This window comes from Undibacterium sp. Tian12W (assembly GCF_049339405.1).
Taxonomy (GTDB): domain Bacteria; phylum Pseudomonadota; class Gammaproteobacteria; order Burkholderiales; family Burkholderiaceae_D; genus Undibacterium.
On the sequence record NZ_JBMPPK010000006.1, the window covers coordinates 265,978 to 291,287 of the forward strand.

Below are 25,310 nucleotides of genomic sequence, written 5' to 3' on the forward strand. Positions count from 1 at the left end.
GAAAATTTACACTTACAAGGTGCTCCAAATTCATTGGCTTACTTTCTTTCCATATAAGCTAAAGATTCATTAATTGCTGTTGCCACACTATCCAGGTAAGCCTTATTTTTATCCTGAATAGCTACTTGAATAATCCCACCCGCACCAACTTTTAACTGCCAATCGCGTTGAAAATAGAGGATAAAAAAAACTGCACTTAAAGCAAGCATAACAAATCCGACAAAAGGCACGTTGAAAACCATTATCAAACTGAATAAAGTAGAAAACAAAGCCAATATGAAAAGCAATACGTTGCCTGATTTCTGAGAAACAGTAACAGAAGTCAAATTTCGAATTGGGAAATTTGCACCCGTCGAGAGTCTGAACATTACATCGCTTACATATACACCATGCCTGTCCATAAACACCTTCTCTACTACCACATCGTTATTTCTTTGGGGTGCTGGCGGGACATCTACGTTTAGTGAGGCTCCGCAACTATTGCAAAATTTTGCATCCGCCTGAACCTCAGAGCCACATTTTGAACAAAACATATTTTTCCAATAAGAATCTTTAAAATAACATCGCACAAATGGTAACAAAAAAATATTTATCTAGCATTTACTTTTTTTGAATGCAATATGTAAAAAAAACCGCACAGATAACAATCTGCGCGGTTTTTTCTTGGGGGATTACTTTAAATACTTACGCTACTTCTCAGGCTACTTTCTTCGCATCGAAGAATTGCTCATCTTCAGTAGAACCATGCAAAGCTGTCGTAGAAGATTTACCTTGCTGAATCGTTTGTGTCACTGCATCAAAGTAACCAGTACCAACTTCACGTTGATGTTTAACGGCTGTAAAGCCTTTTTCTGCTGCTGCGAATTCAGCTTCCTGCAATTCAACGAAGGCAGACATCTGGCGACGTGCGTAGCCATGTGCCAGGTTGAACATGCCGTAGTTCAATGCATGGAAACCTGCCAATGTGATGAACTGGAATTTGTAGCCCATTGCGCCCAGTTCTTTCTGGAATTTGGCGATCGTTGCATCGTCCAGGTTTTTCTTCCAGTTGAAAGATGGTGAGCAGTTATAGGAGAGCAATTTACCTGGGAACTTGGCATGGATAGCGTCAGCAAATGCCTTGGCAAATTCCAGATCAGGCTTGCCAGTTTCACACCAGATCAAATCTGCATATTCTGCATAAGCCAGACCACGGGAAATTGCTTGCTCCAGACCTGGTTTGGTTTTGTAGAAGCCTTCAACTGTACGCTCGCCTGTGCAGAAAGGCTGGTCGTTAGGATCGACGTCTGATGTCAGCAAATCAGCAGCTTCAGCATCGGTACGGGCCAAGATCACAGTGGAAGTACCCATGATGTCAGCAGCCAGACGTGCTGCATTCAGTTTTTCAATCGCTTCACGTGTAGGTACCAGAACCTTGCCACCCATGTGGCCACATTTTTTAACAGAAGCCAGTTGATCTTCAAAGTGAACGCCAGATGCACCCGCTTCGATCATGGCTTTCATGAGTTCAAAGGCATTCAATACACCACCGAAACCGGCTTCCGCATCAGCCACGATAGGGGCGAAGAAGTCGATGTCGTCTTTACCTTCAGACCATTGGATCTGGTCGGCGCGTGTCAATGTGTTGTTGATGCGTTTAACAACCAGTGGCACAGAATTGGCTGGGTACAGGGATTGGTCAGGATACATTTCACCAGCAACGTTGGCGTCGCCAGCAACTTGCCAGCCAGACAGGTAGATGGCTTTCAGGCCAGCTTTGACCTGTTGCATGGCCTGGTTACCAGTTAACGCGCCCAGGGCATTGATGAAAGGTTCGTTATTCACCAGATCCCACAATTTGATCGCGCCGTTTTTTGCAATAGTATGCTCCACCTTCATGGAGCCACGCAGGCGAACTACTTCTTCCGCCGTGTAGTTACGCTTGATACCGATCCAGCGTGGATTGGTATCCCAGTCTTTTTGCAATTCTGCTACTTGTTGTGCGCGAGTTGTCATATTTCTCTCCTGTGGGCAAATCAAATGAAAAGGTGCATCCGTTGAGAGAAATAATAGAGTATTTTTTGCGGAGCAACAAGGTCTTATATAAGACATATGACAAATATTTAATCGTTTAAAATCAAATACTTAAAATTCATTTTTTGCGATATGAAATTATATTTCTTAGAATGAGAAAAATAATTTGTGCAGCGAGTCAGCATTTTTCACAATATGAAAAATTGATTTCACATCATAAAATTTGGCAATTCAGTTTTTTACACAAAGAAAATTAAGTTTCAAATTCCCTCGGGAAACTGGAAGTTTTTAGTGCAGAACGCGCGGATGCCACCATTGCACCCACAAGCCCCTCAAGAGACTCATTAACAATCTCAACAACAAGCTTAAAACATGCTTATTAAAAGGAGGACTTAAGCAACACCACCCCAAAGCTTGCAGTTTACCGTGCCCCCCCCAATTCGTCATACCCGCGCAGGTGGGTATCCATGCCTGATCGCCCCTGCACCTGCATTACAAGCTCCGAGATTGATCAACGATGGATTCCCGCTAAAAGCACGCGGGAATGACGGTTTGAGATGCGCTGTATTGATTGCGCTCATTGTGATCTATGCATGGCCGACGTAAAAACCGTCAATGCCAATTTTGCTTAAGTCCTAAAAAGGCTTATTCAAGGACGAGCTCATACCAGGGCGATGGAAAGTCAAAGTCGAGCTCAAAACCATCTGGCTTTTTGCTGATGGCAGAACTGGCCAGTGCCTTCATGCGCACGCCATTTCCATCCAGCGGATATACCGTCATCTTTTTGCTTTTGCTGGCGTGGAATAACTTGACCGGGATACGCTCCAGCCATACAGGAGCAAGGCCTTCCAGTGAACCGGAAGGTTTTCTGGCGGTTGCAGGGTCAGGCTCCAGCGTCCACCATCCAGATTGCCCCTCATAATTGATCAATTGTTTAGGACGTTCAGGTTGCACGCCAGCTTGCGTGGTCGTTGTGGCACCACTTAACACGAGCAAAAGGTGGCGACTATTTTTCAAAGGCAAGGCATCGCGGCTGCTCAGCATAATGACGCCATATTGCCGTCCTTTTTCTGAAAACACAGGCAGGTATTTATCTGCTTCCATAATGACAGAGCCCGGTGCTTTGCGCCCCGCGAACAGGCGCGTATAAGCAGTTTCTGCTGCCAGCCAGGGGCCAGTTTCACCGTAACGTAATTCGCCCCCGGCTGCAGCCCAGGTCATATCATCTTCATGCCACAACCTTGCAGTGTGCTGCACTGGCCCGACCGGTTTGGCTTGCGTGCCATACATCATGGCTACACGAGTATAAAAAGCATGCCGGTAATCAATGCCGTATTGCGCCTGTAGCCAGGCGGGCATTCCACCGCCACTGACACCATCACGCAAAGCGCCAAGCATGGTGCGTTCTTCAGGTGCCAGGTTGATATTCATCTGTGTTGGTAATGGCTGCACCTGGTATTGTCTGAACAGAGCTGCCGCCATGCCGCTGACCACGAGTTGCCCACTGTGGCCACTAAGCCCAAAACTGTCCGGCACGGACCGCCAGAGATCGCCATCAATGTAATGAAACAGAAACAGCCCATCCCAGTCCTGGGCGCTGGCAAACGCACTTATGACAGGCAAAATTTCTGCCGACTGCCGATTTGGAAAAGCCTGATTGAATTCACTGACTACAAAGGGCTTGCGCGCATCGCGCACATATGCACGCTGCAACAGCGATTGCCAACCCTCGCGCAAGACAGAATTATTGCGTATGCGCCAGTCATTTTTATCCCACTCCTTATGCGGAAAGTCATAGTGATCCACATAAAAGTGCTCATCAACATAATCCATCTGCTGCTGCGAGTCGGCGAGTGCTACCCCACCAAAATACATTTGCGTACCAGTCACAGGCAATAAATCCCCTGCTTCCTGTCTTACAGTCTTGCGAATCAGATTCAAATATTGCTGATCAAGATCAGACAAAAACCGTACATAGTCGAGTACCCTGCGGCCATTGCCCTTTTGATGTGGGCGATATTGCTGCTGCAAGGAGGCTGGCGTCTCCCAACCCAGCTTATTGATTGCGCGTCGCGAAAAACGCTGCACGCCCGCGACCCAGCCTTCACCGTATTCAAGTATGCTGGCCTCGGACGACTTGACATTGATCACGCCTTTGCGCGGTAGTGAACAGCTATCCCATAGCTTGCAGGCGTTGTCGGCGTGCCCATGTTGGCGCAGCACCCATTTTTGCCAATGCTGCTGCAAGGCTCTTTCATATTCACCTGTCAGGCCATCGAGCTGCTTTCTTTGCCAGGCCCCCAGCAATGAAGATTCATTATTGATTTCAACCATGGCGAGGGCAGGATCATCCCTGAGTTCCAGCCTGCGCAATAGCTGCTGCACATACTCTGCCTGCAGACTGATCATGCGCGGCTCAAACAGATGCAGAGGATGGCTGGCAAAAGGCATTTGCTCACCGGCCATCAAAGGCGTGACCTGATCAACCGCCGGGCGAAATTGATAGCCCACATGCAGGTTCAGGTTGATATACAGGCCTTCGGCCTTGAGTGCATCAATAAACACGCGCAAGCGCCGCAAAGCTGTTTCGTTAAAACTGGGATATGCGGCTGTCGTCAAAATACCACGTGGCTGCTCCAGGCTATCGCTGAGAACACTGTCCAGATGATGCAGGCGCACTGCGTTAAAACCCAGCTTGCGCAAACGGCGGGCGATTTTTTGTGCGTCTTTTTCTTCGGGGAAGTTCGCCGCACCAGACAAGCTGATGCCAAAGAAGCGCACGCGGGCGTCGTCTTTGGTGCCACCCTTGCCATCTGGCCCAATGCGGTAAAAATGCCCTTGCTTGACAAATACTCTGTCAGCAGCCCCCAGAGTATGATTCATGCCGCCAAAATCCACGACTGGCGACAGGACATCCTCATTAACTTCAAAACGGTACCAGGCGAGATCACCCGCTACTGCAACAGGCGGACAGAGACAAATCAGGCTCAATAAAGCCAATCTGAAGGTGAAAGGGACGTGAAATCGAAAATACTTCATAGTTTGGGGCGCAACAGACAAGGTAGCCATTAGAATATCGCACAAACACATGACATTAGTATTGAGAAATGCAAAATTTGTCCGTACTGCCCGGCAATACCAGCCTGAACCTGCTGGAAACCAGAATCGTCAAACTGATGATCGTTCTGTTCGTGGTTTTTTCCCTGTTACCTTATGGCATTTCCTGGGATTACACCGGCTCGTCTGCATTGACCATGGAAGGTTCGCTGACCACAAAACTGCAATGGGGTGGCCTGTTTTTGCTGGCAACATTCATCCTGTATCGTCACTTGCCTGAGGCCTTGCAAGATGTAAGGGCGATGAATCCCTTCCTGGCCTTCGTGTTGATATGGTGTCTGGCATCAAGCATCTGGTCGCCCTTGCCAGCGACGACCTTCAAACGTGCGATACAGCTCTATGGTCTGGTGATGATAGGTTTCAGCATACAGCTCGCTGAACATCCTTTGAAAATAATGGTGAACTATGTCTTGTATACCTTGACGGGTATGCTGATACTGTCCTTCTTTATGGCTGTTGCTGTTCCCAGCATAGGCATAGACTATGACCTCAGAGGCGCCTGGCGCGGTGCCCTGTCGCAAAAAAATGAACTGGGCCAGGTTGCAGCCCTCAGCATTTTATTATGGCAAATCAAGGCGTGCAGAGAGACCGTGGGTATCAGAAGCCTGGCGCTGGGCATATTGTTTTCTTTTTTCATGCTGGTCATGAGTAAAAGCTCGACCAGCATGATCATCACCCTGCTGACTTCGGGTGTTTTCCATTTGCTGCGCAAGCGGCACATTTCATCTTCTTATTCTTTGACGCGGCCCAGCCTCGTCATTATGTGCCTGTTGACAATCGCTGTGTATGTCTTTTTTATGCAGGAATCGCGTCTGCCTACCTGGCAAGAAGCGGCATCACCAATTGCTGGCTTGTTTGGCAAAGGCACAGACCTGACTGGCCGCACTGATGTCTGGCAACTGGTAGAGATGGAGATTAACAAACACTATCTGTTTGGTCTGGGCTATGGCGCATTCTGGCTGGGGCCAGACAGTCTCTCGCAATTCGTCATTGATGCCTTGCACTGGATACCTTTGCAGTCTCACAATGGCTATCTGGATATTCTCAATGAACAAGGGCTGATTGGTTTGATACTGGTGATACTCACCTTGTTGATGCAGGCAAAAATGCTGATTACGCTTTCCCATCAGGATAGGCAACAAGCCGCCTTCTGGTCTGCCATGCTGGCCGTTGTCGTGATTACCAATTTCACCGAAAGCAGCCTGTTTCGCGGCTTTGTATTCCAGAATGTATTCTTTATCTTCAGCCTGATTGCGGTCAGCTCATCGAGCCGGAGATTCAAACTCGCAAAATCAAACTCAGCAAACCTCGCAAATTCAGACCATTAATTTGCGTCCAAGGTTCTGAAAAGTCTGTTCTATGTAACGGTATGACAAGTGAGATAACAGCAGCGAAAGCGCAGTGATGAGCGCGATTCTGGGCAAGGTAGTCAGTTCCGGCAAAAAATGCGCAACGCTATGTGTTACCAGCCAGTGGTACAGGTACAGGGAATAACTGATACGCCCCAGATAGACGACAGGTGGCAGTTGCAGGAAATTGTTCAAGGCATTTTTTTCAAATACCAGCATCGGGAACATATAGAGCAAAGCCACTCCCTGCAAAGAGTAACGCAAGGATTCACGAAACTCTTCGTTACGGATAGCTAGTGTCATCAACATTAAAAAGGCACCACACAGAAAGGTCTGCTGGCGTGATAGCTTGGCAAAAAAAAGTGGGTAGTACGTCTGTATGATAGCCAGGACCACTCCATACAAAATCGAATCAGCGCGGGTATCGGTCGCTGTATAAATTCTGTAATGTGGTAAATGATCCAAACCAATGGCCAGCACCAGATACACACGCCAGGCCAGCATTGCCAGCAGGATTACCGCAATCAGGCTCAAGAAGCGTTTTGGCAGGCTGATGAAACCGATAAACAAGAAAGGAAAAACAAAATAAAAATGCTCTTCCACTGCTAATGACCAGGTTATCGCCAGGGGTTGCTTGATCAACTCACCGCTGAAGCTGGAGTAAATGCCATAGTAATTCGCAAAATAAAAAAATACCGAGGCAACTTCTTTTTGCGGTGGCAACTCTCCGACAACAGCCATCAATGTCAGCGATATCAACACAAAAAACAGCAAGGCCGGTGTCAGCCTGAATAGCCTGCGCACATAAAAATTACGTATGCTCACACGGCCACTGGCGTCCCACTCTGCCAGCATCAGTTTGGTGATGATGAAACCGCTGATAAAAAAGAATATCGTCACACCCAGGCCGCCAGGGAAGAGATGGCCAAATCCTATGTGCGACAGAAAAACCAGTGCAATGGACAAGGCACGCAAGCCATCAAGGGCCTGTAAGCGTTGGGATTGATGAGCCATCATGAATTATTTCTTTGCTGGCTGGCTGCCATAGGCATGGCTGGCACTACCCCAGAAATAACTGAGCTTGCCCAGTTGAGAAGCAGCGACCCTGAGCCAGGCGAAGCTGCGCAGGAATTTAAAAGGTAACAACAGCAAGGCGAATAACAAGGCCAGCACAAATTGCACGCAGGCCCGGGCACTGAGCAACAACGCAGAACTGATTTTTTTACCGCCTTCGAGCATCGCCAGTTCGGTGCGGATGAATAATTGCCCGGTGCGAAAAGACCTTTGCAACAACCATTTTGCAGTAGCCCTGTCCGCCGGAATAAATTCATCAGCAGGTGCTTCATCGCACCAGACCATGACGGCCCCCAGTTTATCCAGACGACGAAACAACATGGTATCTTCCCCACCCGTCGTACCAAAGGCAGGGTCGAACGGGCCTATGCCATCTTTTTGGGATGCAGCTATATCCTGCAGTAGTGAACGACGAACCAGCACGTTGCCACTACGGGCATCCTTATGATCTATTTTTGTGCCGGTAGGCATGCGGCGACGGTCAAAATAGCCGCCCTCGCGTATCCAGGCTGGCGTACTTTCTGAGTACTCAGGCAACACCGGTGCAAATACTACATCAGCCTGCTCAGCCTTTTGCACTTTCAGCAATTGCTCAAGCCAGTCTGGCACTGGCACTTCGTCATCATCAATCATGACTATCCATTGTCCGCTGGCGGCGGCAATAGCTGCATTTCTGGCCAGTGAAATATTTGAATTTGCCAGATTCAGAGCCTTGAGACTTCCGGCGAAACCGGCTGCCATTTCAGCCAGTACGGCCGCAGCAGACTGATTGACGTCATTGTCAACAACCACTACTTCTATGGCCATATCCCGTACAGTTTGCGTCAAAATAGCTTGCAACAAGCGCCGCAATAATTCCGGCCTTTTATAAGTGCAAATGCAAATACTCAGTTCAGGCATATGAACTCAGCTTTTCCGCCGAAATAATTTGGACAGCAAACGCATAAGCCAGCTGAATGGCGCAAAACGCACTGCTTCTGCCGGCTCATATTGATTGAAGATCGTTCCCAGCACCTCAACACCAGCTGCCTGCATGTCTGCCTTGGCCTGACGCAACTCATCGACATAGGTATGGTCTTTTCTGGCTACCAGCAAGACGCTACCGGTCTGATGGGCAACCATCTGGGCATCCGATGCCAGGGTCGCTGTATGGGTATCAATCACGAAAGCATCGAACTCATCGGAACAGGAATCGAGCAATTCACGCATGCGCGGTGCACGCAAAATCTCCAGCGGGTTAGGCGGTTGTGGCCCGGCTGGCAAGAAATGTAAATTGGGCATCAGCTGTATCAGCGCATCGGATGCTTTAATACGTCCGGCCAGCACAGAAGACAAACCATCCGGTTTGCCGAGTGAGAAATATTCATGCAGCTTACCGCTACGCAGGTCAGCATCTATCAGTAAAGTACGTTTGCCAACTTGCGACAAGGCGATAGCCAGGCTGGCTGCCATATAGGATTTGCCATCGCGGCGAGCCGGGCTGACCAGGGTGATCTTGATTTTCTCCTGGCCGCTGAACTTCAACAGCAACTCACTGCGCAAACGGCGGATTTCTTCTGCCTCCTTACTGAAAGGGAAGTAAAAGAATTTCAGAGATTTATCGGCACTGCCGTTAATCAGGTCCTTGGTTGAGTAACCGAACTGCTCACCCAAAGCCTGATCCAGCTGCGTCTGGCTCAGGTAACCCAGCGCCAGTGCTGCATCACCAAACCTGAGTTTTTTTTCTTTTTGCAGTTGCGCAATCTGGTCGATCTGCTCAGGTGTGAGTAAACCTTTTTGCAGGAATAACTCGCCGAGCCGGCCTATTTTAGAGGCTGGTGGATTCATGGTTTCAGCTGTTTGCATGCAAACCACCCTCACCCTGTCCATTGCCACTCAGCTTCTCATCAAATCCAATTTTTGCCATCACAGGTTCATCAAATTCACGCTCCAGATCTTCCAGGCAACGTACACGGCGGTTCATCAATTCGAGCAGGAAGGCCAGGCCAAAGCCAAACACGATGCCAGCCAGCAAGCCAAACACCAGGTTATTGCGCAGCAGTGGCTTGGCATGCTTCTCGGGCAGCTCGGCCCATTGCATGACTGAGGCATTTGAGATGGCCACATTACTGGTCATCAGCAACTCATCAAATTTTTGTATGGCAGCGTTGTAAATCTTTTGCACGCTGTCAAGCTGACGCTGGTAAGAGCTGATGACATCCCTATGTTTTTTGTTTTCAAACGTCTTTTTCTGGTAGCTGGCGATTTCTGTTTCTATGACTTTTTCCTGCTGGCTCAGACGCGTTTCAGAAGCACCAAGCATTTCAAATGCAGTTGCAGACTCTCTTTTGAGCTTGTCCAGCAGCGCCTGGCGCTCGTCATTGATCGCCATGTATTTGGGATGACGTACACCAAGAGTAATCTTGGCGTTGGCCAACTGCGTATCAAGCGAAATCAGGGCAGCTTTCAAGCCTGAGATATGACCTATGCCAGCAATCTCAGGGATATCTGATTCTGGATTACCTTCGCGTACGAGTTTTTCCAGCGACTGGCGCTTGGCTTGGGCTTCCACTTTTTGAAGTTGCACATCAATCAGGCGCACACTCAAGGCATTCATTTGCTTGGATTCAATGTCAGCCCTTTCATCGACATCGACGATCTGATATTCCTGCTGATAAGCCGTCAGTTTTTTTTGCAACTCATCAATCTGCCTGCTCATGGACTCAAGCTGGGCATTGTATTGATCACGCCGGGCCCTGGCTGGTGCATTCATCATCTCCAGCGATAAATCTATATAGGCCTTGACGACAGCATTGGCAACTTCTTTGGCATGCTTGGGGTCACTCGATGAATACTGGATTTCTATGACACGGCTATTCTTGTGCGGCGACACATCAGTATTCCTGACGATAGACTCAGCCAGTGCGCGTAAGCCGCGCTGCTCGCCATATCTTTGTACAAAGCGCTTGGCCTCAGGCGTGGTCTGCAAGCCCAGTGCCTGTATCACGCGTTCAGCAACCTGCACACTCTTGATAACGTCAAACTGGGTCTGCAGATAGCTTTCATCCTGCATGGGGTGAAATTGGCGGCCACCGATAGGGTCATTGACGCGGTAATCGATAAAAATATCAGCTACCGCCACATAGGTCTTGGGCAAGATCAGGCTGGCCACGGCTGCACCAACAACAGCGACTATCATGACAAAGGCGATTAACAGCTGGCGCGCCCGCAACATTGCCCCGATCTGGGCAAAGGACAAAACCAATTCACTTGGGGAGGTTTTTATCATACGCGTCAGAATATTCTTTCGTTGATAAATACCACATCGCCAGGCAATACCCGGTCGGCAATACCTGCCGAAATTTCGCGCAATTCGCCACTGTCTGTCTTGCGATGGATGATAATGCGCCTGACTGAACCCCGGTCAGTCACCCCGCCGCCTATGGACAAGACCCGCATGACATTCAAATCATCTTCCATGGGGTACATACCAGGACGGCGCACCTCACCGTAAACATAAAAGTTTTTCAATTGGGGCACGAACAAAACATCATTCGGCTGGATTTTTTGTGCCAGCTCTGGTGCCAGCTTTGTTGCGTCCAGCTCCAGCTTGACGGATGCATATTCTTGCAATTCCGAAGCAGGTTTGCCGGGTTCACGGCGCAAGATGCGCAGGCTTTTCTCGGCTTTCTGTGAGACACCACCGGCCAGGCTCAGGGCTTCCAGAATACTGATTTGCCCTGTCAGGGGATAACGCCCCGGCCGCAATACTTCGCCGAGGACTGAAAAAGTCCTGCTTAGCTGTTGTATGACCTTGATGGAAACCCGGGGATTTTTAATGTATTGCCCCTGCTCCAGCTTTTTTGCAAAGGTGGCGGCAATTTCTGTTGCTGTGCGGCCTTTGACTTCTACCGTACCCACCAGCGGCAGGGTGATGATGCCACTCTCGCCTATGGTGACATCGGCGGTCAGGTCGGGCTGTCCGAATACGGTAATCAGCAACTGATCGCCCTCGCCTATGACATCAGAGGCTGCATCGCCAGGCATGTCATCTGCGGCATTCTTTGCCGTGTTTGGTACTGATGCTGTTGCTGGCGCTTTGTCTGCCTGAGGTATTTGCAACAACTGACTCTCTAGTTTCATGCCATTTGCAGGGATAGTCTTGATCTCTTGCGCCTGCGCCTGCCCGATAAATGCAAAGGCCAGCACTGCAGGCAGCAGTTTGCGGGCAGTTATCTCAGTAAAAGCAGAAAATTTGGACCAAATTGTCATCTGAATCAGGCATTTCTTAGAAAGAACTTCATTTTATATTGCAATAGTAAGAATAGATGCAAATTTTTGTCAGGACAACAAAACCCTGTAACAATAAGCTGCCAGCTTTATTAGCATTGCTATTTAATTACAAAAATTAACCTTTATTGAATTGTGGGCAACTCAAAGCTCAGTTAACATGCAAATAAAAGTAAGAAAGACTAATTATGCAAAGCCCGAGCACACAGCCATCAGCAAGTCCTGCCAGAGTGGTACCTCTGGTCATCATTGCGCCGGTGCGTGACGAAGCCGACCTGATCAGGCTGACTCTGGACTCCATGGTAGCGCAAACAGTCAAACCGGTAGAGTGGATCATTGTCGATGACGGCTCACAAGATGGTACCGCTGACATCGTACGCGAATATTCTGCCCAACATCCATTCATCAGACTGGTACAACGCCCCGACCGTGGTTTTCGCAAGGTAGGTGGTGGTGTGGTGGCAGCCTTCAAATTTGGCATTACCCAGATTGAACATCAGGAATATGAATATATCGCCAAGCTTGATGGTGATATGTCGTTTGGGCCGCGCTATCTGGAATGCATGTTTGAGCAATTTGCCCAGGAACCCAAGCTGGCCGCCGTATCCGGCAAGGTTTATCGCGAAGAAGAAGGCAAGAAGATAGAAGAAATTATCATTGATGAGCATGTAGCTGGCCAATTCAAGCTCTACCGCAGAACAGCATTTGAAGAAATTGGTGGTTTTGTCGAAGAAGTCTTGTGGGACGGTATAGACGTTCACACTGCCCGCATGAAGGGCTGGACAACCAAAAGCTTCTTGCATCCTGATGCCATTCTCATGCATCACCGTCTCATGGGTTCGTCTGACAAGAATGTCTATCGTGGCCGCCTGCGCTGGGGGCGTGGCATCTGGTTCATGGGATATCACCCTCTATACGCACTGGCCTCAGGTATTTTCCGCATGCGCGAAAAACCATTTGTCATCGGTGGCCTGTTGATCATTGCTGGTTATCTCGGTGCTGCAATTAAACGCGCGCCCAGATATGAAAATCCTGAATTCAGGGAACATCTGCATCGCTGGCAGCTTGGACAGATCAAAAAACTCTTTTCAGGGCAAAAAAACTAAACATGCAGGCCGGGTAATTTGTTTTAAAAACCACTGCAGCATCCCCAGGAATATCAGCGAAAAACCTTATCACCATGCTCAACGCTTCACCCGCCTCCAACACCTCACAATCAGCGCAAATTTTGGCTGCGTTTACTGGCGTCGCGTTTGGCATAACGACTTACATGACGCTACTTGGCATCATTCTATATTCAGACCATAGCGATATCGAAATTTTTGGCGTGCGCATGCTGATTGCAGGCCTCTCCAGCATCATTGTTTTTTCCAGCCAGCAAGTGCTGGCGACTCTGCAAGAAAAGCATGTGCTGGCCGCCTTCCCCAGTATTACGGCACGCTGGTTTGTGGTGTTCATGATCGTGCTGATGAGCGCCTACGTCGACAAGTCAGCAGAAAGACTGTCACGCGCCATCATGCTGATCTGGCTGTTTACCACGCCATTTACGCTTTTGTTGACGGCGCTGATCATGCGCAAGCTGGCAGTGTTTTACTACTCAAATCCTTCAAGACGACGCAAGGCCGTACTGATCTGGTCTAATACAGCCTGTGCCGACCTGGTAGAGTCACTGCGCAATACACCTCTGGCTGCGATTGATTTTGTCGGATTCTTTGATAATCGCAATGAATCGCGCCCGCCCAGCAACCTGGAAAGACTGGGCGACCTGAGTGACGCGGCAGAATGGATTGTTGATGCTGAAACCGGCCATGTGAATGTCGATGTGGTCTTCATAGGCCTGAACACCAAGGAACCGCCAGAACTGGCAGAAATCATTGCGATTCTGGAAGACAGCACGGCATCCACGTACTTTGTGCCTGAATCGCTGATCTTTGGTATGCCGGGCATACAATTACGCGAACTGGCAGGCCGCCCCGTACTGGCATCGACAGAGACTCCTTTCATCGGCCTGGCCGCCCTACCCAAACGCATGCTGGACTTGTTCGGCTCTTTCTTTGGCCTGATTGCGCTGTCGCCTATATTGTTACTGATAGCGATAGGCGTGAAGCTCAGCTCACCTGGTGCTGTACTTTTCAAACAGGTCAGGTATGGCATCGCTGGCAGGCCTATTAACGTCTATAAATTCCGCAGCATGCGGCAGAGTAATCCCAATGAGCGCGTGGTCCAGGCGACGGTTGGCGATCCTCGCGTTACCAAGTTTGGTGGTTTCTTGCGCCGCTCTTCGCTAGATGAGTTGCCGCAACTTTTCAATGTACTCAAAGGTGAAATGAGCCTGGTTGGCCCCCGCCCTCATGCAGTTGAACATAATGAGTTGTACCGCAAGCTGGTCAGTGGCTACATGTTCCGCCACAAGATCAAACCTGGCATTACCGGCTGGGCACAGGTCAATGGCTTGCGCGGCGAGACCGAGACGCTGGAAAAAATGGAAGAACGCATTGAATACGATCTTTACTATATCCAGCACTGGTCTGTCTGGCTGGACATCGTAATTATCTGGCGCACCATCAAGGTTGTGCTTGGCGATAAAAACGCTTATTGAATACAAGCTTATTAATTCAGCTTATTGCGACAAGCTTATTAATGCAGACTTACTTGCCAGCCTGGCGCAATTTACGCAAGTGTTGCCCCAAGCTGGAGGCTTTCAATTTTTGCTTGCCATGATAGAGTCCGGCTTGCACCCTGCTCAAAATAGCAGGTGAGCTAACCGCCCCTTCACACAATTGATTTGCACCCGTGGCAAAACGCAGTTTGTATGGCTGATCACCCCGGCCCAAATCTATCATAGTAATGCCTGTTTGCGCGGCGTGTCTGGCGCATTGCGCCAGCAAGATCAAACCTGGCGAATGCTCTGCAAAGTCTGTGTGATACCAGGGGAACCAGTAATGCATTACCTTGCCAGAACGCATACCAAAATGTGCCGCGATCAAAGTATCGCCCGCGTACAGTGTCGATAACATGCCGGCAAAATCAGGTGCATTTGCTGCCCTGATTTCATCCATGACCTGCCTTACCCAATCCAGCCTGAAAATATCATGTTCAGCCCCGACTGTGCGCTGGAACTGATCGCGCTTGCCAGCGATCAAAGCGGCAAAATCAGTGTCGCTGCTACTTTGCAAGTCAAAACGCAATTCACCAAACTTTTTGCTGAGCTTGCGTTCATTGGTAGCGACTTTTTTTAAGAGCGAGGCGTCGCGCATTTCTGTCAGGCGCTGCGCATATACATCAAAGCCACCAGTCAAATCCAGGATATGCGACTGACTATGTGTCCACGCATACTGGCTGAACTTGCCCAAGCCAGATGGCATATGGTTAAAGGAAAAATAGCGACACTGCATGGCACGCAAGGCATCAGCAATGTGCAAATCCAGAGATGCCTCACACATCGGCCCCTGATAATCTGCCAGAAAATCACCAATGGAAACAGCGCGAAAGCTGCTCAAGGAATGAAAAGGCCATATGGCAACGATACGGCCAGCATCTTCCGCTACCAGAATGCGGACATCGTCTCTCGCATTAGCGATAATGGTGGTGAAAGCCGGGGAATAATATGGGCTATCATAGATAAGGCTTTGACTGCGCAACTCCGCCCAGCGCGCCATTAAAGGCGCGTCGAGTTCTTTTGCACTGATCAAACGGAATTTCATTTAGCCTTGCCCCACCGGATAAAAATAAGTCTGCAGGCTCTGTTGTAAACCATTTTCTATACTTTGATCAACCAGGCTGGATAATTGGCTCTCCCGCGTTGAATCAAATACAAACAGGCGATAAATATCTGACAGACGCAGGCTCGCAGGGTTGACCAGCATGATCCACAATTCGGCCCCAGCTTCGTTTTTGCGTAACCAAAAGCGGCTACGTGAAGCGGTGGTTTCTACCTTCACTCTGGCAACCCAGCCAGCTTCGGCCATATTTTCCAGCAAACCCTCAATTTCATCTATACCCAATCTAGTCTCGGTACGTATGGTATTGACGCTGACAGCTGCGGTAGCGTCAGCCAGACGGGCATCGACCAGCACTTGCAAGATACTGACCGCATCTTCAAAAGCACTGCCTGGTGTGGGCACATGCCACCAACGTTCGAATTTCACAACCGGTAAAGCAGCAGCGATGACCGCGCCAATCAGGATAATCAACCAGGATACATAAATCCAGACCAGAAACAAAGGTACAGCTGCCAGGGCACCGTATACGATGGTATAGGTAGGAAACTGAATCACAAAGCTGGCAAATATGCGCTTGGCAATTTCAAATGCCAGCGCTGCAAACAGGCCACCCCAGACTGCATCGCGCCACTCAACCGCACGGTTAGGGACGATCAGATACAGCAAGGTAAATGCACCGGTCGTGAATGCAATTGAAGTCAGGGTATAAAATACCGCACCCAAAAATGGCACGGCCCCGACTACCCCACTGGTGGCAGTGAACAGGTAAGACGTGCTGGAGATGGAAACACCCACCAGCAAAGGCCCCAGAGTAACGATCGCCCAATACACCAACAGCCTTTGCAAAGCCGGGCGCGGGCGCTTGACTTGCCAGATCTGGTTGAATGACTTGTCTATCATTGCCATGGTGGTAATGGCGGTCACCATCAAGGCCACGCCACTGATGGCAGAAACGCGGGTCGCCTTGGTGGCAAACTGCGTCAGATAACCCAAAATCGTATTGGAAATCCCCTTGGGCATCAGACTTTGAATAAAATACGCTTCCAGCGAAGTACGGAAGGTATTAAATAGCGGGAAAGCTGTAAAAATGGCAAATGCCACAGTCAGGATAGGTACCAGGGCCAGTACCGTGGTAAAAGTCAGGCTACCGGCAACCTGTGGCAAACGACCTTCCTGCAGGCGCTGCAGGGCAAATTTGAAGAGATTGAGTATTTGTTTCCACGACAGACCACGCATAGTTTTTGCAGCTAGAGATATAAATGCCTCGATTTTAACGAGAGACCAGGAAAAAAGACTTCTATAATACAAGCATGACTACACAAGAACTCACGATTTTAGTTTTATTTTACTCACGGCATGGTAATACCAGAAAAATGGCAGAATTTATTGCCCAGGGCATAGAAAGCGTGCCGGGCTGCAATGCCCGCCTGCGTACTGTGCCAGCCGTTTCCACAGTGGCAGAAGCAATCGCCTCAGATGTACCGGCAGATGGCGCGCCCTATGTGGAATTTTCTGACCTCAAGGAATGCGCCGGGCTTGCGATGGGTTCACCCACCCGCTTTGGCAATATGGCGGCAGCCCTGAAGTATTTTCTTGATGGCACGGCTGCCGACTGGCTGTCTGGCACCCTGACTGGCAAACCGGCCTGCGTATTCACCTCCACCGGCAGCATGCACGGCGGCCAGGAATCAACTTTACTCAGCATGATGCTGCCACTGATGCATCACGGCATGCTGATGCTGGGCCTGCCCTATAGCCATGCAGAACTGATGACAACTTCAACCGGCGGCAGCCCTTATGGTGCCACCCATTGGGCAGGCCAGGACGGTGCACAAGTTATTTCAGAAGACAGCCGCAAACTGGCAATCGCCCTGGGCAAACGGCTGGCAGAAGTCAGTAAAAAATTACAGGCTGCAGCATGAGCACGGCAACACCAGAGAAAAAATATTACCTGCTCGCTTCTGCCAGCCTGATTGCTTTGCTGCTGCTCTGCATTAGTTGGGAATGGTTTCTGGCTCCGCTGCGCCCGGGTGGGTCATGGATGGTACTCAAAACCCTGCCCTTGCTAATACCATTGCGCGGCGTACTGAAGCGTGACAACTACACCATGCAGTGGTCTTCGATGCTGATCTGGTTGTACTTCACCGAGGGTATAGTCAGGGCCTACAGTGACCGTAGCTCCCTGTCTGTAGCTCTGGCTTTGGCTGAAGTTGGCTTGTCCATCTTGTTCTTTATTGCAGTCATCCTGTATTTACGCCCCTTGAAAAAAGCCGCAAAGGCGTTGGCAAAAGTAAATGCAGCAAATGTAGCAAAGGCAGCAGAACAGTGACCCCGGCAAGCGAAGGCGATATCATGCATGTTGAATTTCTTGCTGATTGCATCAAGATTCTGGGCCATGATTTCGTCATCACGAATGCGTCAGAACAATACCCGTATTTGATGGACTGGCGCCAGCGCTATCTCGGCAAGGCTTTGGCAGTACTACTACCAAAGTCTGCCGATGAAGTGGCAAGCCTGGTGCGGCTGTGTGCAACACATAAAATCGCCTGCGTACCACAGGGTGGCAATACTGGCCTGGTATTGGGCAGCATACCTGATCAGACAGGCCAGGCTGTAGTCATCTCCTTGAAACGCATGAATCGTGTTTTGGCTATTGATGTCGCCAATAACACCATCACCGTCGAAGCTGGTTGTCTGCTGGCACAGGTACAGGACGCTGCCAGCGCAGAGCAAAGATTATTCCCCCTATCACTGGCCTCAGAAGGCAGTTGCACCATAGGTGGCAATCTCTCGACCAATGCTGGCGGCACCGCAGTTCTACGCTATGGCAATACCAGGGAATTATGCCTGGGGCTGGAAGTCGTCACTGCCCAGGGCGATATCTGGGATGGCTTGCGTGGCCTGCGCAAGGATAATACGGGTTACGATTTACGCGACCTGTTTATAGGTGCCGAAGGTACGCTGGGCATCATCACGGCCGCCGTGCTGAAATTATTCCCGCAACCACGGGCGCAGATTACTGCATTGGCAGCACTCGACAGTGCGGATACTGCCCTGGACCTGCTCAAGCAATGTCAACATGCATTGGGGCCAACCCTGACTGCATTTGAATTGATCTCTGACTTCAGCCTGCAACTGGTACTCAAGCATTTCCCGCAACTGCAGCATCCATTCAAGCGCAGCCATCCTCGCAGTTATTCTTATTATGCATTGCTGGAAATGTCTGACCACGAATCAGAAAGCCACGCAATTACCCTCATCGAGCAAGTGCTGGAGCAAGCGATCAATGATGGTCACGCCGCCGATGCTGTCTGCGCTACATCGGTCAGCCAATCAAGAACCTTATGGAAGTTGCGCGAGCATATTTCTGAAGCTCAGGCCAGGGAGGGCAAGAATATCAAACACGATATTTCCATCCCGGTGTCGCAAATCCCCAGTTTTATACACATCACGTATGCAGAATTAACAGCTGCATTTCCGGGTTGCCAGATCGTCTGCTTTGGTCATATGGGGGATGGTAACCTGCACTACAATGTCTCAGCGCCTGCTGGTAGCAGCGATGCGGCATTCATCCTGCAACAAGCCGACATCAACCGCATAGTCCATGACCAGGTGCATCAGTTCAAAGGATCGATTTCTGCCGAGCACGGGCTGGGAATGTTGAAGCGCGATGAGATCAGGCTGTATAAATCCGGGCTGGAATTAAGCATGATGCGCGCCATCAAAATGGCGCTGGACCCGCAGAATATTATGAATCCAGGCAAAGTCTTGTAAACCGCCTCAATGCATTTATCGCACGAACTGCATTGAGGCTGGGATAAATTTCAGTTCGCCTTCAGTTCGTCAGTTGTCTCGGCGTATAGCGGCGCGCCTGTGGGCCAGCCACTTCAGTTGCCTGCATATTGGATGGTAACTGGAACACGCTGACTGCGCGCGTCAATTCCACTGCCTGCTCTTCCATACTCTCTGCCGCCGCTGCCGCTTGCTCAACCAGAGCTGCATTCTGTTGCGTCATTTCATCCATTTGCGTGATCGCCAGGTTCACCTGTTCTATACCTGAACTTTGTTCCTGGCTGGCCGCGGTAATTTCGCTCATGATGTCGGCCACATGCTGCACGCTGGTGACAATCTCATCCATGGTCTTGCCTGCCTCATCGACGAGCTTACTACCCTGATCAACTTTATCGACTGAGTCGCTGATGAGGGATTTGATTTCCTTCGCTGCACTGGCACTGCGTTGTGCGAGATTACGCACTTCTGCCGCAACCACGGCAAAACCACGACCTTGCTCACCTGCCCTGGCGGCTTCTACCGCAGCATTCAAGGCCAGGATATTGGTCTGGAAGGCGATGCCATCGATGACGCCGATGATATCGACGATCTTGCGGGAACTCTCTTTGATCGAGCCCATGGTATTGACGACTTGCCCTACGACTTCACCACCTTTGACCGCTACGCTGGAAGCAGAAACAACTAGTTGATTGGCCTGACGGGCATTGTCGGCATTTTGCCTGACCGTGCTAGTCAGTTCTTCCATTGAGCTCGCTGTTTCTTCTAGTGAGCTGGCCTGTGATTCTGTGCGGCTCGACAAATCAGCATTGCCTGAGGCTATCTCTTGCGAGGCTACGGTAATGGTTTCTGTACCCGTCTTGATCTTGGAAATCGTAGTCAAGAGATTTTCCTGCATCATTTGCAGGGAATGCAGCAGGTCACCTATTTCATCCGTGCCACTTGCTTCTACATGCTGAGTCAAATCACCATTGGCAATCTGGTCAGCGATAATGGCAGAGCGTTTGATCGGGCCAGCAATGGTTCTTGCAATCAGCCATGCTGCAACAGAGCCTATGACTATCGTCAAAATACCAATGATCAACATACCCAGCCGGGCATTTTTGTAGTTGGTCAGCGACTCATCATAAGCAGCCTTCATCGCCTTGTGCTGCTGGCTGGCCAGCTCTGACAGCGCCTGCATCCATTTTTCATTTGGTGCATTAAATTCTGTTTGCAATACAGATGCTGCGTCGAAATAATTTCCTTCAGCAACCAGTGCTTTGATTTTGTTGGCAATCGCCAGCACCTGCCGTTTTTGATCAAGAGAATTTTGCAGGGTATCTTTACCCTCTTTATCATCTATCAATTTTTTTGCTGCAGTTTCAGAGGCGTCATAGCCTTCCAGTATCTTGGCCAGTCTTTTGGTTTCGCGTTCGGCCTCTGCCATGTCACTGGGAGCAGTCATTTTGCGCAGCACCAGCGCCAGAGCACGCCCCTGCTCACGCATATCAGTCGCGGCATCAAGACTGGCGACCTTGGTATTGAAAATATAATCGGTGGAAGCCTGTAACTGACTCAGACGGAACAAGCCAAGAACGAGCAAGCCGCAAGACAGCAAGATGACCAGTCCAAAACCCAGAGCCAGGCGACCGCTAATCTTCAAACGTGACAATTGATTCATACATTTTCCTGAGTATCCGCAAAAGACGGAGGGTGAATATCAGATTAACAAGAGAAGAGCTGAGAGTACTTCCCAATTTTTCCACGCACTCTGATTTTTATATTTTCAACACGCAAAACTTCAGAAAAAACCTGCTTCAACATGCACTCGTAATAGCAATTTGAATAGGCCTGCCAACAAGAATTAAGATCAAATTCCCTGAGCAACAAGTGGTACTACTTGCTTAGAGTATAGCCTGAAAAAAAGGCGGCACACATGCGTCAATGATGACGAATTGCAACATCGACTCAAAATCACAACGCCTTTTTGCATACTCATTGTTCACTCAGGCATTTATGCACGCGGTAAAAACAATTCACAGCTTCAGATGAAAATTTATTTTCTATGGAGCAGGTGTAGCTGCTTTGAATGACACCGTCTGCATGACCTGACCATCATCAAAACACAAGCTGCGTTCTGGCCATTGCAATGCCGCCAGCTTGCAATCTGACTCAGGAAAATCTTTATTTTTTCTCGCAGACCAGCGTCCACCCACAGAAAAGTCAACGCAAAACACATTACCGGCTACACCATGCCATGCAAGCGGCGATGTATTCTCAAACAGGTCTTCGCCTCCCTTGCCAACATGGGCACGGTCAAACGCATTGAAGCGGCGCCAATAATGACCAACCACCACAGGTAGCTGATCGGTGTATTCATTCCACCATTGCTCACGCCCGACAAAACGCCATTTGCCACCGGAATAAAAAGCTTCATGCCATTTACTTTCTACTCCCGATGTCAACACTCTCAATGGATTATGCATTTGCATCAGCACATCGTATGCGGCATGAGCGTGCATGAAGGGTGGCAGATGATCCGGGTTTTCCAGGCCAGGACTGTGTGCAGCCAGTTCAGCCTGCATTTGCGCAGCAAATTCCTGCGCCAACTGCCGCGTGTCGGCGTCCAGGCGGCGGTCATTCTCCATCACGCTGCCCAGAGCAAGATGACGTATTTCTTCTATATGTTCAGCAATCCATGCCGCATGCACCACCCGCAGATCTTCGCGCTCAAGTGCGACAGGCAGAGAAGCTAAAAAATTTAGGGTATCTGCTTTCTTTGCAGCATCCAGCCTTTTGAAAGGCGCATACTTGGGTTCATCCCTTACTGCTCTCTCATCAAAAAACCAGCCAGCACCATCTTTGGCACTACCGCGCAAAAGATTCATTTCATGATTGCCCAATACCGCCACAGCCCTGCCCGTCATGACCAGGCGCTCAAGCAATGCCAGCACGGCGGGGCTGTCTGGCCCACGATCGCAAAAATCCCCGACAAACACCAGGGTACGCCCGTCCTTGTGCCGGCCATCGGCATCATAAGCAAGATGGCGCATCAAGTTGCATAGGGCATCATATTCACCATGGACATCGCCAATAATATCCAGCGGGCCAGACGGCAGTTGTTGAATCAGACTCATCATTTTCCCTTTTATTCTGCTACCACGCTACAGCTTTCCAGCTGTCATCAAAGTGACTGCATATCTTGCGATCAGCACAAAGTTGCAGTACCAGCAACAAACAACATCGAATCAATTTGATCTCATTTTAACCTCAATTGAATAATAGCATCAAATTGATTCGATGTTAAAATATTCCGTAAAATTGACCAACCGATCAGCATCATGCATATGCAAACCCTGCCCGCCGCCCAGCGCGAACGTCTCGCATTTATAGAGTTTCGCCTGTGGTTTCTTGGTACTGTCACCCGCAAAGAAGTCATGGACCGCTTTGATATAGCCTCAGCGGCTGGCACGCGCGACCTGGTTTTGTACCGGGAACTGGCACCCGGCAATGTGCTGTATGAAGGAAAAATGTATCACTATCAGGAGAGCTTCCAGCCGCTGTTTCAACATCAGCCAGACAGGGTATTGTCAGCGCTGTGCTCAGGATTTGGAGATGGCGAGCGCGGCACAGGCGCATCCTTGTTGGCACACGAGATCCCCAAGCGCCTGAATCAACCGGCATTGCAGGACCTGGCCAGAGTAACCCGCGCCATTCGTGGCGAATATCCACTAAGACTGACCTATCACTCCATGAAAACCGGCCCATCCCAGCGGGAAATTGTCCCGTTGGCGCTGGTGGATTCTGGCCTGCGCTGGCATGTACGGGCCTATGACAGAAGCAAACAGGAATTCCGCGACTTGGTACTAACGCGCATGGATAACATCACAGATATTAAGCCAGGCGACAAAAATCACGTGCGGCAAGCACATGAACAACTCGCTGCCGATGAACAATGGCAACGCATAGTCCATATCGAATTACAGCCCCACCCCTCTCACCCATATCCAGAATCCATCATGCGCGACTATGGGATGAAAAACGGCAAGCTCGAAGTCAAATTACGCGCAGCCATCGCCGGTTATGTCCTGCGCCAGTGGCAAGTCGATTGCTCACCAGATGGCAAACTTGACGACAGCAACTCCAGATTGAGGCTGGCTGATCTGCGCGTGCTTGATGAGGTAAGTAATGCGGTACTGGCACCAGGGTATCAGAAAAGGGATATCTAAAAGATATGCGATCCCAAGCCTTCTGCGATTTCATCACTAGCATTCAATTTTAGAACTGACGCAAAAGCAAAAAGCCCCTGAAGCAAGCGATGATGGCGAATTGCAACATTTACTCAAGTTGACAAGTACGTAGAATGAGATAAATCAAATGGGAGCCGGATGCAAAATCGGCACAGTCAGCAATGCACTTTTACCTCTTGCATTTGCTAAAAAGAAGATTTTTGAGTTGATGAAACAAACACTACAGATGCACTGCGCACCACCAGGAGCAGGCAAAATGACGCAATTGCGCCACTCCTTTTTAGCAATGCTTGACAATTAGCTCAGGGAATAGCAGACCAGCGCCGGCAATGCTCAAAGGCAAATTGTGAACCCCAGACTCCTGGCAGCACATCCGATTTGATCATGCCTATGAGTTCGGCGGTTTTACCCTTGTCTTTCGCATCACAGGCAAACTTGGCGAAGTGATTGATGTTCCATGCATCGGGATATTTTTTCAATACATCGTCAATCCCTTTTTTCATAGTCGTCCAATCTACCTGTGATTCAGTAAACAGCCTGTTACGATATTGCGTCTGCGCGGCGTACCAATAGATGCGCGCATACATACCATACCCCTCAACAGCCTCGGTACGCTCCAGCGCCTTGCGTGCAAATTTCTCTATCGCATGAGCATTACCGCCCCATTTGGGTGCGTAATAATCAATGGCATCAAAGTACAGAGGATAAAACTGAGGCATTTTACTGAGACCCTCATCTATCACGGCCTCCATCTTATTTTCTGGCCAGCTCTGGTACTTGGCGATTCCCTCCATTTGCTGGTACCAGTATGGATCCTTAGAGGCTATCTTTTTATGTGCTTCAAGATACACTCTCGCTTTTTCTACGTATGCATAGAATGGCTTCCAGTTTTTTTCTTCCACTTCACCAGCAAAGCCACTACCTCTGACGGTCCAGGCACGATTGAGCAGCATTTCAGTATAAGCTAATTGAGCAGCAGCAGAATTAGGGTACGCTCTTTGCCATTTTTTTATGCGCCCCTCTATTCCAGACCATGCCTCGTCATCATTAGTGTTATGCCTGAATGATTTTGATAGTCCCACATAAAAGAGTGTTAACTTCCATAAGCCACTCGACGTACGGGCTTGAGGATCACGAAAAGCTGTTGCCATTTGTTCGAGCTCGGCAAATTTTCCGTTAATCGACAATTCTTTTACTTCATTTTCAATTTTCTCTCTATTTTCAGCTTCGTCTGCATAAGAAAATTGCGTCATCAATGTCATCAAAGACAGGATCAGGCCCAGGCTAAGTTTTTTTAAATTCATGTCGGGAAAGTAAAGTTTAAGTATATGCAAATAATCGCAAATTAATTCACGAACAGCAACTATTTAACAGGCATACACATAAAAAAACCCTCAGGCATAAGCGAGGGGTTTCATTATTCTTTTGGCCTGTCCAGCACGAATCGAACGTGCGACCCCGAGCTTAGAAGGCTCGTGCTCTATCCAACTGAGCTATGGACAGTCTTGTTGATGGCTAGCAAAACAGATGTTTGCGAGCCCAAAAACTGAAGGCTGAATAGTACATGGTATCGCTCTCACTTTCAAGAATGAAACCACTGCTAACAGCTAATTTACTTAGAAGCTGTTGCGAAATTAAATTAAAGGTTTAAGAAAGTTCCAGCAAATGAGAGAACAAGCCAACGAAAGAAATGCTTCGTGTGTCATAGCTAGTTTCTCATAACGCATTTTTAGACGACGGTAAGA

The 25,310-nt window shown here is 49.2% G+C and carries 20 protein-coding genes and 1 tRNA gene; 7 read left to right on the top strand and 14 right to left on the bottom strand.

The annotated features are described in order from the left end of the window. Positions 1-38: 38 nt before the first annotated feature. The 3 genes from ACO0LI_RS09965 to ACO0LI_RS09975 all read right to left on the bottom strand — a co-directional run bounded on the left by ACO0LI_RS09965 (position 39) and on the right by ACO0LI_RS09975 (position 5,004). The gene (locus ACO0LI_RS09965) at positions 39-533 is read right to left on the bottom strand and encodes a DUF6232 family protein (protein ID WP_423032432.1); all 495 of its coding nucleotides are present in this window, start codon (positions 531-533) and stop codon (positions 39-41) included. A 163-nt stretch (positions 534-696) separates the two neighbouring features. Then, complete coding sequence (aceA, locus tag ACO0LI_RS09970) at positions 697-1,995, bottom strand: isocitrate lyase (RefSeq protein WP_186951700.1); 1,299 nt, start codon at positions 1,993-1,995, stop codon at positions 697-699. A gap of 663 nt (positions 1,996-2,658) precedes the next feature. Then, entirely contained in the window at positions 2,659-5,004 is a 2,346-nt protein-coding gene (locus ACO0LI_RS09975; RefSeq protein ID WP_423032433.1) for a capsular biosynthesis protein, read from the bottom strand. 116 nt (positions 5,005-5,120) lie between these two features. Here ACO0LI_RS09975 and ACO0LI_RS09980 point away from each other — a divergent pair, with 116 nt between their 5' ends. Further along, positions 5,121-6,458 (top strand): O-antigen ligase family protein, encoded by a 1,338-nt coding sequence (locus ACO0LI_RS09980; protein ID WP_423032434.1) that lies wholly within the window; start codon positions 5,121-5,123, stop codon positions 6,456-6,458. Here ACO0LI_RS09980 and ACO0LI_RS09985 read toward each other — a convergent pair. From ACO0LI_RS09985 to ACO0LI_RS10005, 5 genes are read right to left on the bottom strand one after another with little or no spacing between them, the layout of a single operon-like run. After that, a complete protein-coding gene (locus ACO0LI_RS09985) occupies positions 6,447-7,496 on the bottom strand; it encodes an acyltransferase family protein (RefSeq protein ID WP_423032435.1) in 1,050 nt (349 codons plus the stop codon). The genes ACO0LI_RS09980 and ACO0LI_RS09985 overlap by 12 nt on opposite strands. Positions 7,497-7,499: 3 nt before the next feature. Beyond that, positions 7,500-8,453, bottom strand: a complete 954-nt coding sequence (locus ACO0LI_RS09990; RefSeq protein WP_423032436.1) for a glycosyltransferase family 2 protein — start codon at positions 8,451-8,453, stop codon at positions 7,500-7,502. 6 nt (positions 8,454-8,459) lie between these two features. Further along, positions 8,460-9,398 carry a polysaccharide biosynthesis tyrosine autokinase gene (locus tag ACO0LI_RS09995; protein WP_423032437.1) on the bottom strand — a complete coding sequence of 313 codons (939 nt, stop codon included), beginning with the start codon at positions 9,396-9,398 and terminating at the stop codon, positions 8,460-8,462. Then, the gene (locus tag ACO0LI_RS10000; protein WP_422950976.1) at positions 9,385-10,821 is read right to left on the bottom strand and encodes a Wzz/FepE/Etk N-terminal domain-containing protein; all 1,437 of its coding nucleotides are present in this window, start codon (positions 10,819-10,821) and stop codon (positions 9,385-9,387) included. The genes ACO0LI_RS09995 and ACO0LI_RS10000 overlap by 14 nt, the downstream gene beginning before the upstream one ends. Positions 10,822-10,826: 5 nt before the next feature. Then, complete coding sequence (locus tag ACO0LI_RS10005) at positions 10,827-11,804, bottom strand: polysaccharide biosynthesis/export family protein (protein ID WP_423032438.1); 978 nt, start codon at positions 11,802-11,804, stop codon at positions 10,827-10,829. A gap of 206 nt (positions 11,805-12,010) precedes the next feature. On the opposite strand from ACO0LI_RS10005, the gene ACO0LI_RS10010 reads away from it, so the two are divergent. Next, positions 12,011-12,928 carry a glycosyltransferase gene (locus ACO0LI_RS10010; RefSeq protein ID WP_422950974.1) on the top strand — a complete coding sequence of 306 codons (918 nt, stop codon included), beginning with the start codon at positions 12,011-12,013 and terminating at the stop codon, positions 12,926-12,928. 74 nt (positions 12,929-13,002) lie between these two features. Beyond that, complete coding sequence (locus tag ACO0LI_RS10015; protein ID WP_422950973.1) at positions 13,003-14,421, top strand: undecaprenyl-phosphate glucose phosphotransferase; 1,419 nt, start codon at positions 13,003-13,005, stop codon at positions 14,419-14,421. Between the two features lie 49 nt (positions 14,422-14,470). On the opposite strand, the gene ACO0LI_RS10020 is transcribed toward ACO0LI_RS10015, so the two are convergent. Beyond that, positions 14,471-15,526, bottom strand: a complete 1,056-nt coding sequence (locus tag ACO0LI_RS10020; RefSeq protein WP_423032439.1) for a GNAT family N-acetyltransferase — start codon at positions 15,524-15,526, stop codon at positions 14,471-14,473. Beyond that, entirely contained in the window at positions 15,527-16,780 is a 1,254-nt protein-coding gene (locus ACO0LI_RS10025) for a YihY family inner membrane protein (RefSeq protein ID WP_423032440.1), read from the bottom strand. 74 nt (positions 16,781-16,854) lie between these two features. On the opposite strand from ACO0LI_RS10025, the gene wrbA reads away from it, so the two are divergent. From wrbA to ACO0LI_RS10040, 3 genes are read left to right on the top strand one after another with little or no spacing between them, the layout of a single operon-like run. After that, complete coding sequence (wrbA, locus tag ACO0LI_RS10030; RefSeq protein ID WP_423032441.1) at positions 16,855-17,466, top strand: NAD(P)H:quinone oxidoreductase; 612 nt, start codon at positions 16,855-16,857, stop codon at positions 17,464-17,466. Next, the gene (locus ACO0LI_RS10035) at positions 17,463-17,873 is read left to right on the top strand and encodes a DUF2069 domain-containing protein (protein WP_422970544.1); all 411 of its coding nucleotides are present in this window, start codon (positions 17,463-17,465) and stop codon (positions 17,871-17,873) included. Before wrbA ends, ACO0LI_RS10035 begins: the two co-directional genes overlap by 4 nt. A gap of 23 nt (positions 17,874-17,896) precedes the next feature. Continuing rightward, complete coding sequence (locus ACO0LI_RS10040) at positions 17,897-19,318, top strand: FAD-binding oxidoreductase (RefSeq protein ID WP_423032442.1); 1,422 nt, start codon at positions 17,897-17,899, stop codon at positions 19,316-19,318. A gap of 61 nt (positions 19,319-19,379) precedes the next feature. Here ACO0LI_RS10040 and ACO0LI_RS10045 read toward each other — a convergent pair whose 3' ends face one another. Further along, positions 19,380-20,996 (bottom strand): methyl-accepting chemotaxis protein, encoded by a 1,617-nt coding sequence (locus ACO0LI_RS10045; RefSeq protein WP_422950967.1) that lies wholly within the window; start codon positions 20,994-20,996, stop codon positions 19,380-19,382. 382 nt (positions 20,997-21,378) lie between these two features. Beyond that, on the bottom strand, positions 21,379-22,452 hold the full coding sequence (locus tag ACO0LI_RS10050; RefSeq protein WP_423032443.1) for a metallophosphoesterase: 1,074 nt from the start codon (positions 22,450-22,452) through the stop codon (positions 21,379-21,381). A gap of 201 nt (positions 22,453-22,653) precedes the next feature. Here ACO0LI_RS10050 and ACO0LI_RS10055 point away from each other — a divergent pair, with 201 nt between their 5' ends. After that, positions 22,654-23,544 carry a helix-turn-helix transcriptional regulator gene (locus ACO0LI_RS10055; protein ID WP_423032447.1) on the top strand — a complete coding sequence of 297 codons (891 nt, stop codon included), beginning with the start codon at positions 22,654-22,656 and terminating at the stop codon, positions 23,542-23,544. A 323-nt stretch (positions 23,545-23,867) separates the two neighbouring features. On the opposite strand, the gene ACO0LI_RS10060 is transcribed toward ACO0LI_RS10055, so the two are convergent. Both ACO0LI_RS10060 and ACO0LI_RS10065 read right to left on the bottom strand, forming a co-directional pair. Next, positions 23,868-24,869: a DUF4034 domain-containing protein gene (locus tag ACO0LI_RS10060; protein ID WP_423032444.1), complete on the bottom strand. Its 1,002-nt coding sequence runs from the start codon at positions 24,867-24,869 to the stop codon at positions 23,868-23,870. A gap of 122 nt (positions 24,870-24,991) precedes the next feature. Then, positions 24,992-25,068 (bottom strand) — tRNA-Arg (locus ACO0LI_RS10065). Positions 25,069-25,310: the final 242 nt, after the last annotated feature.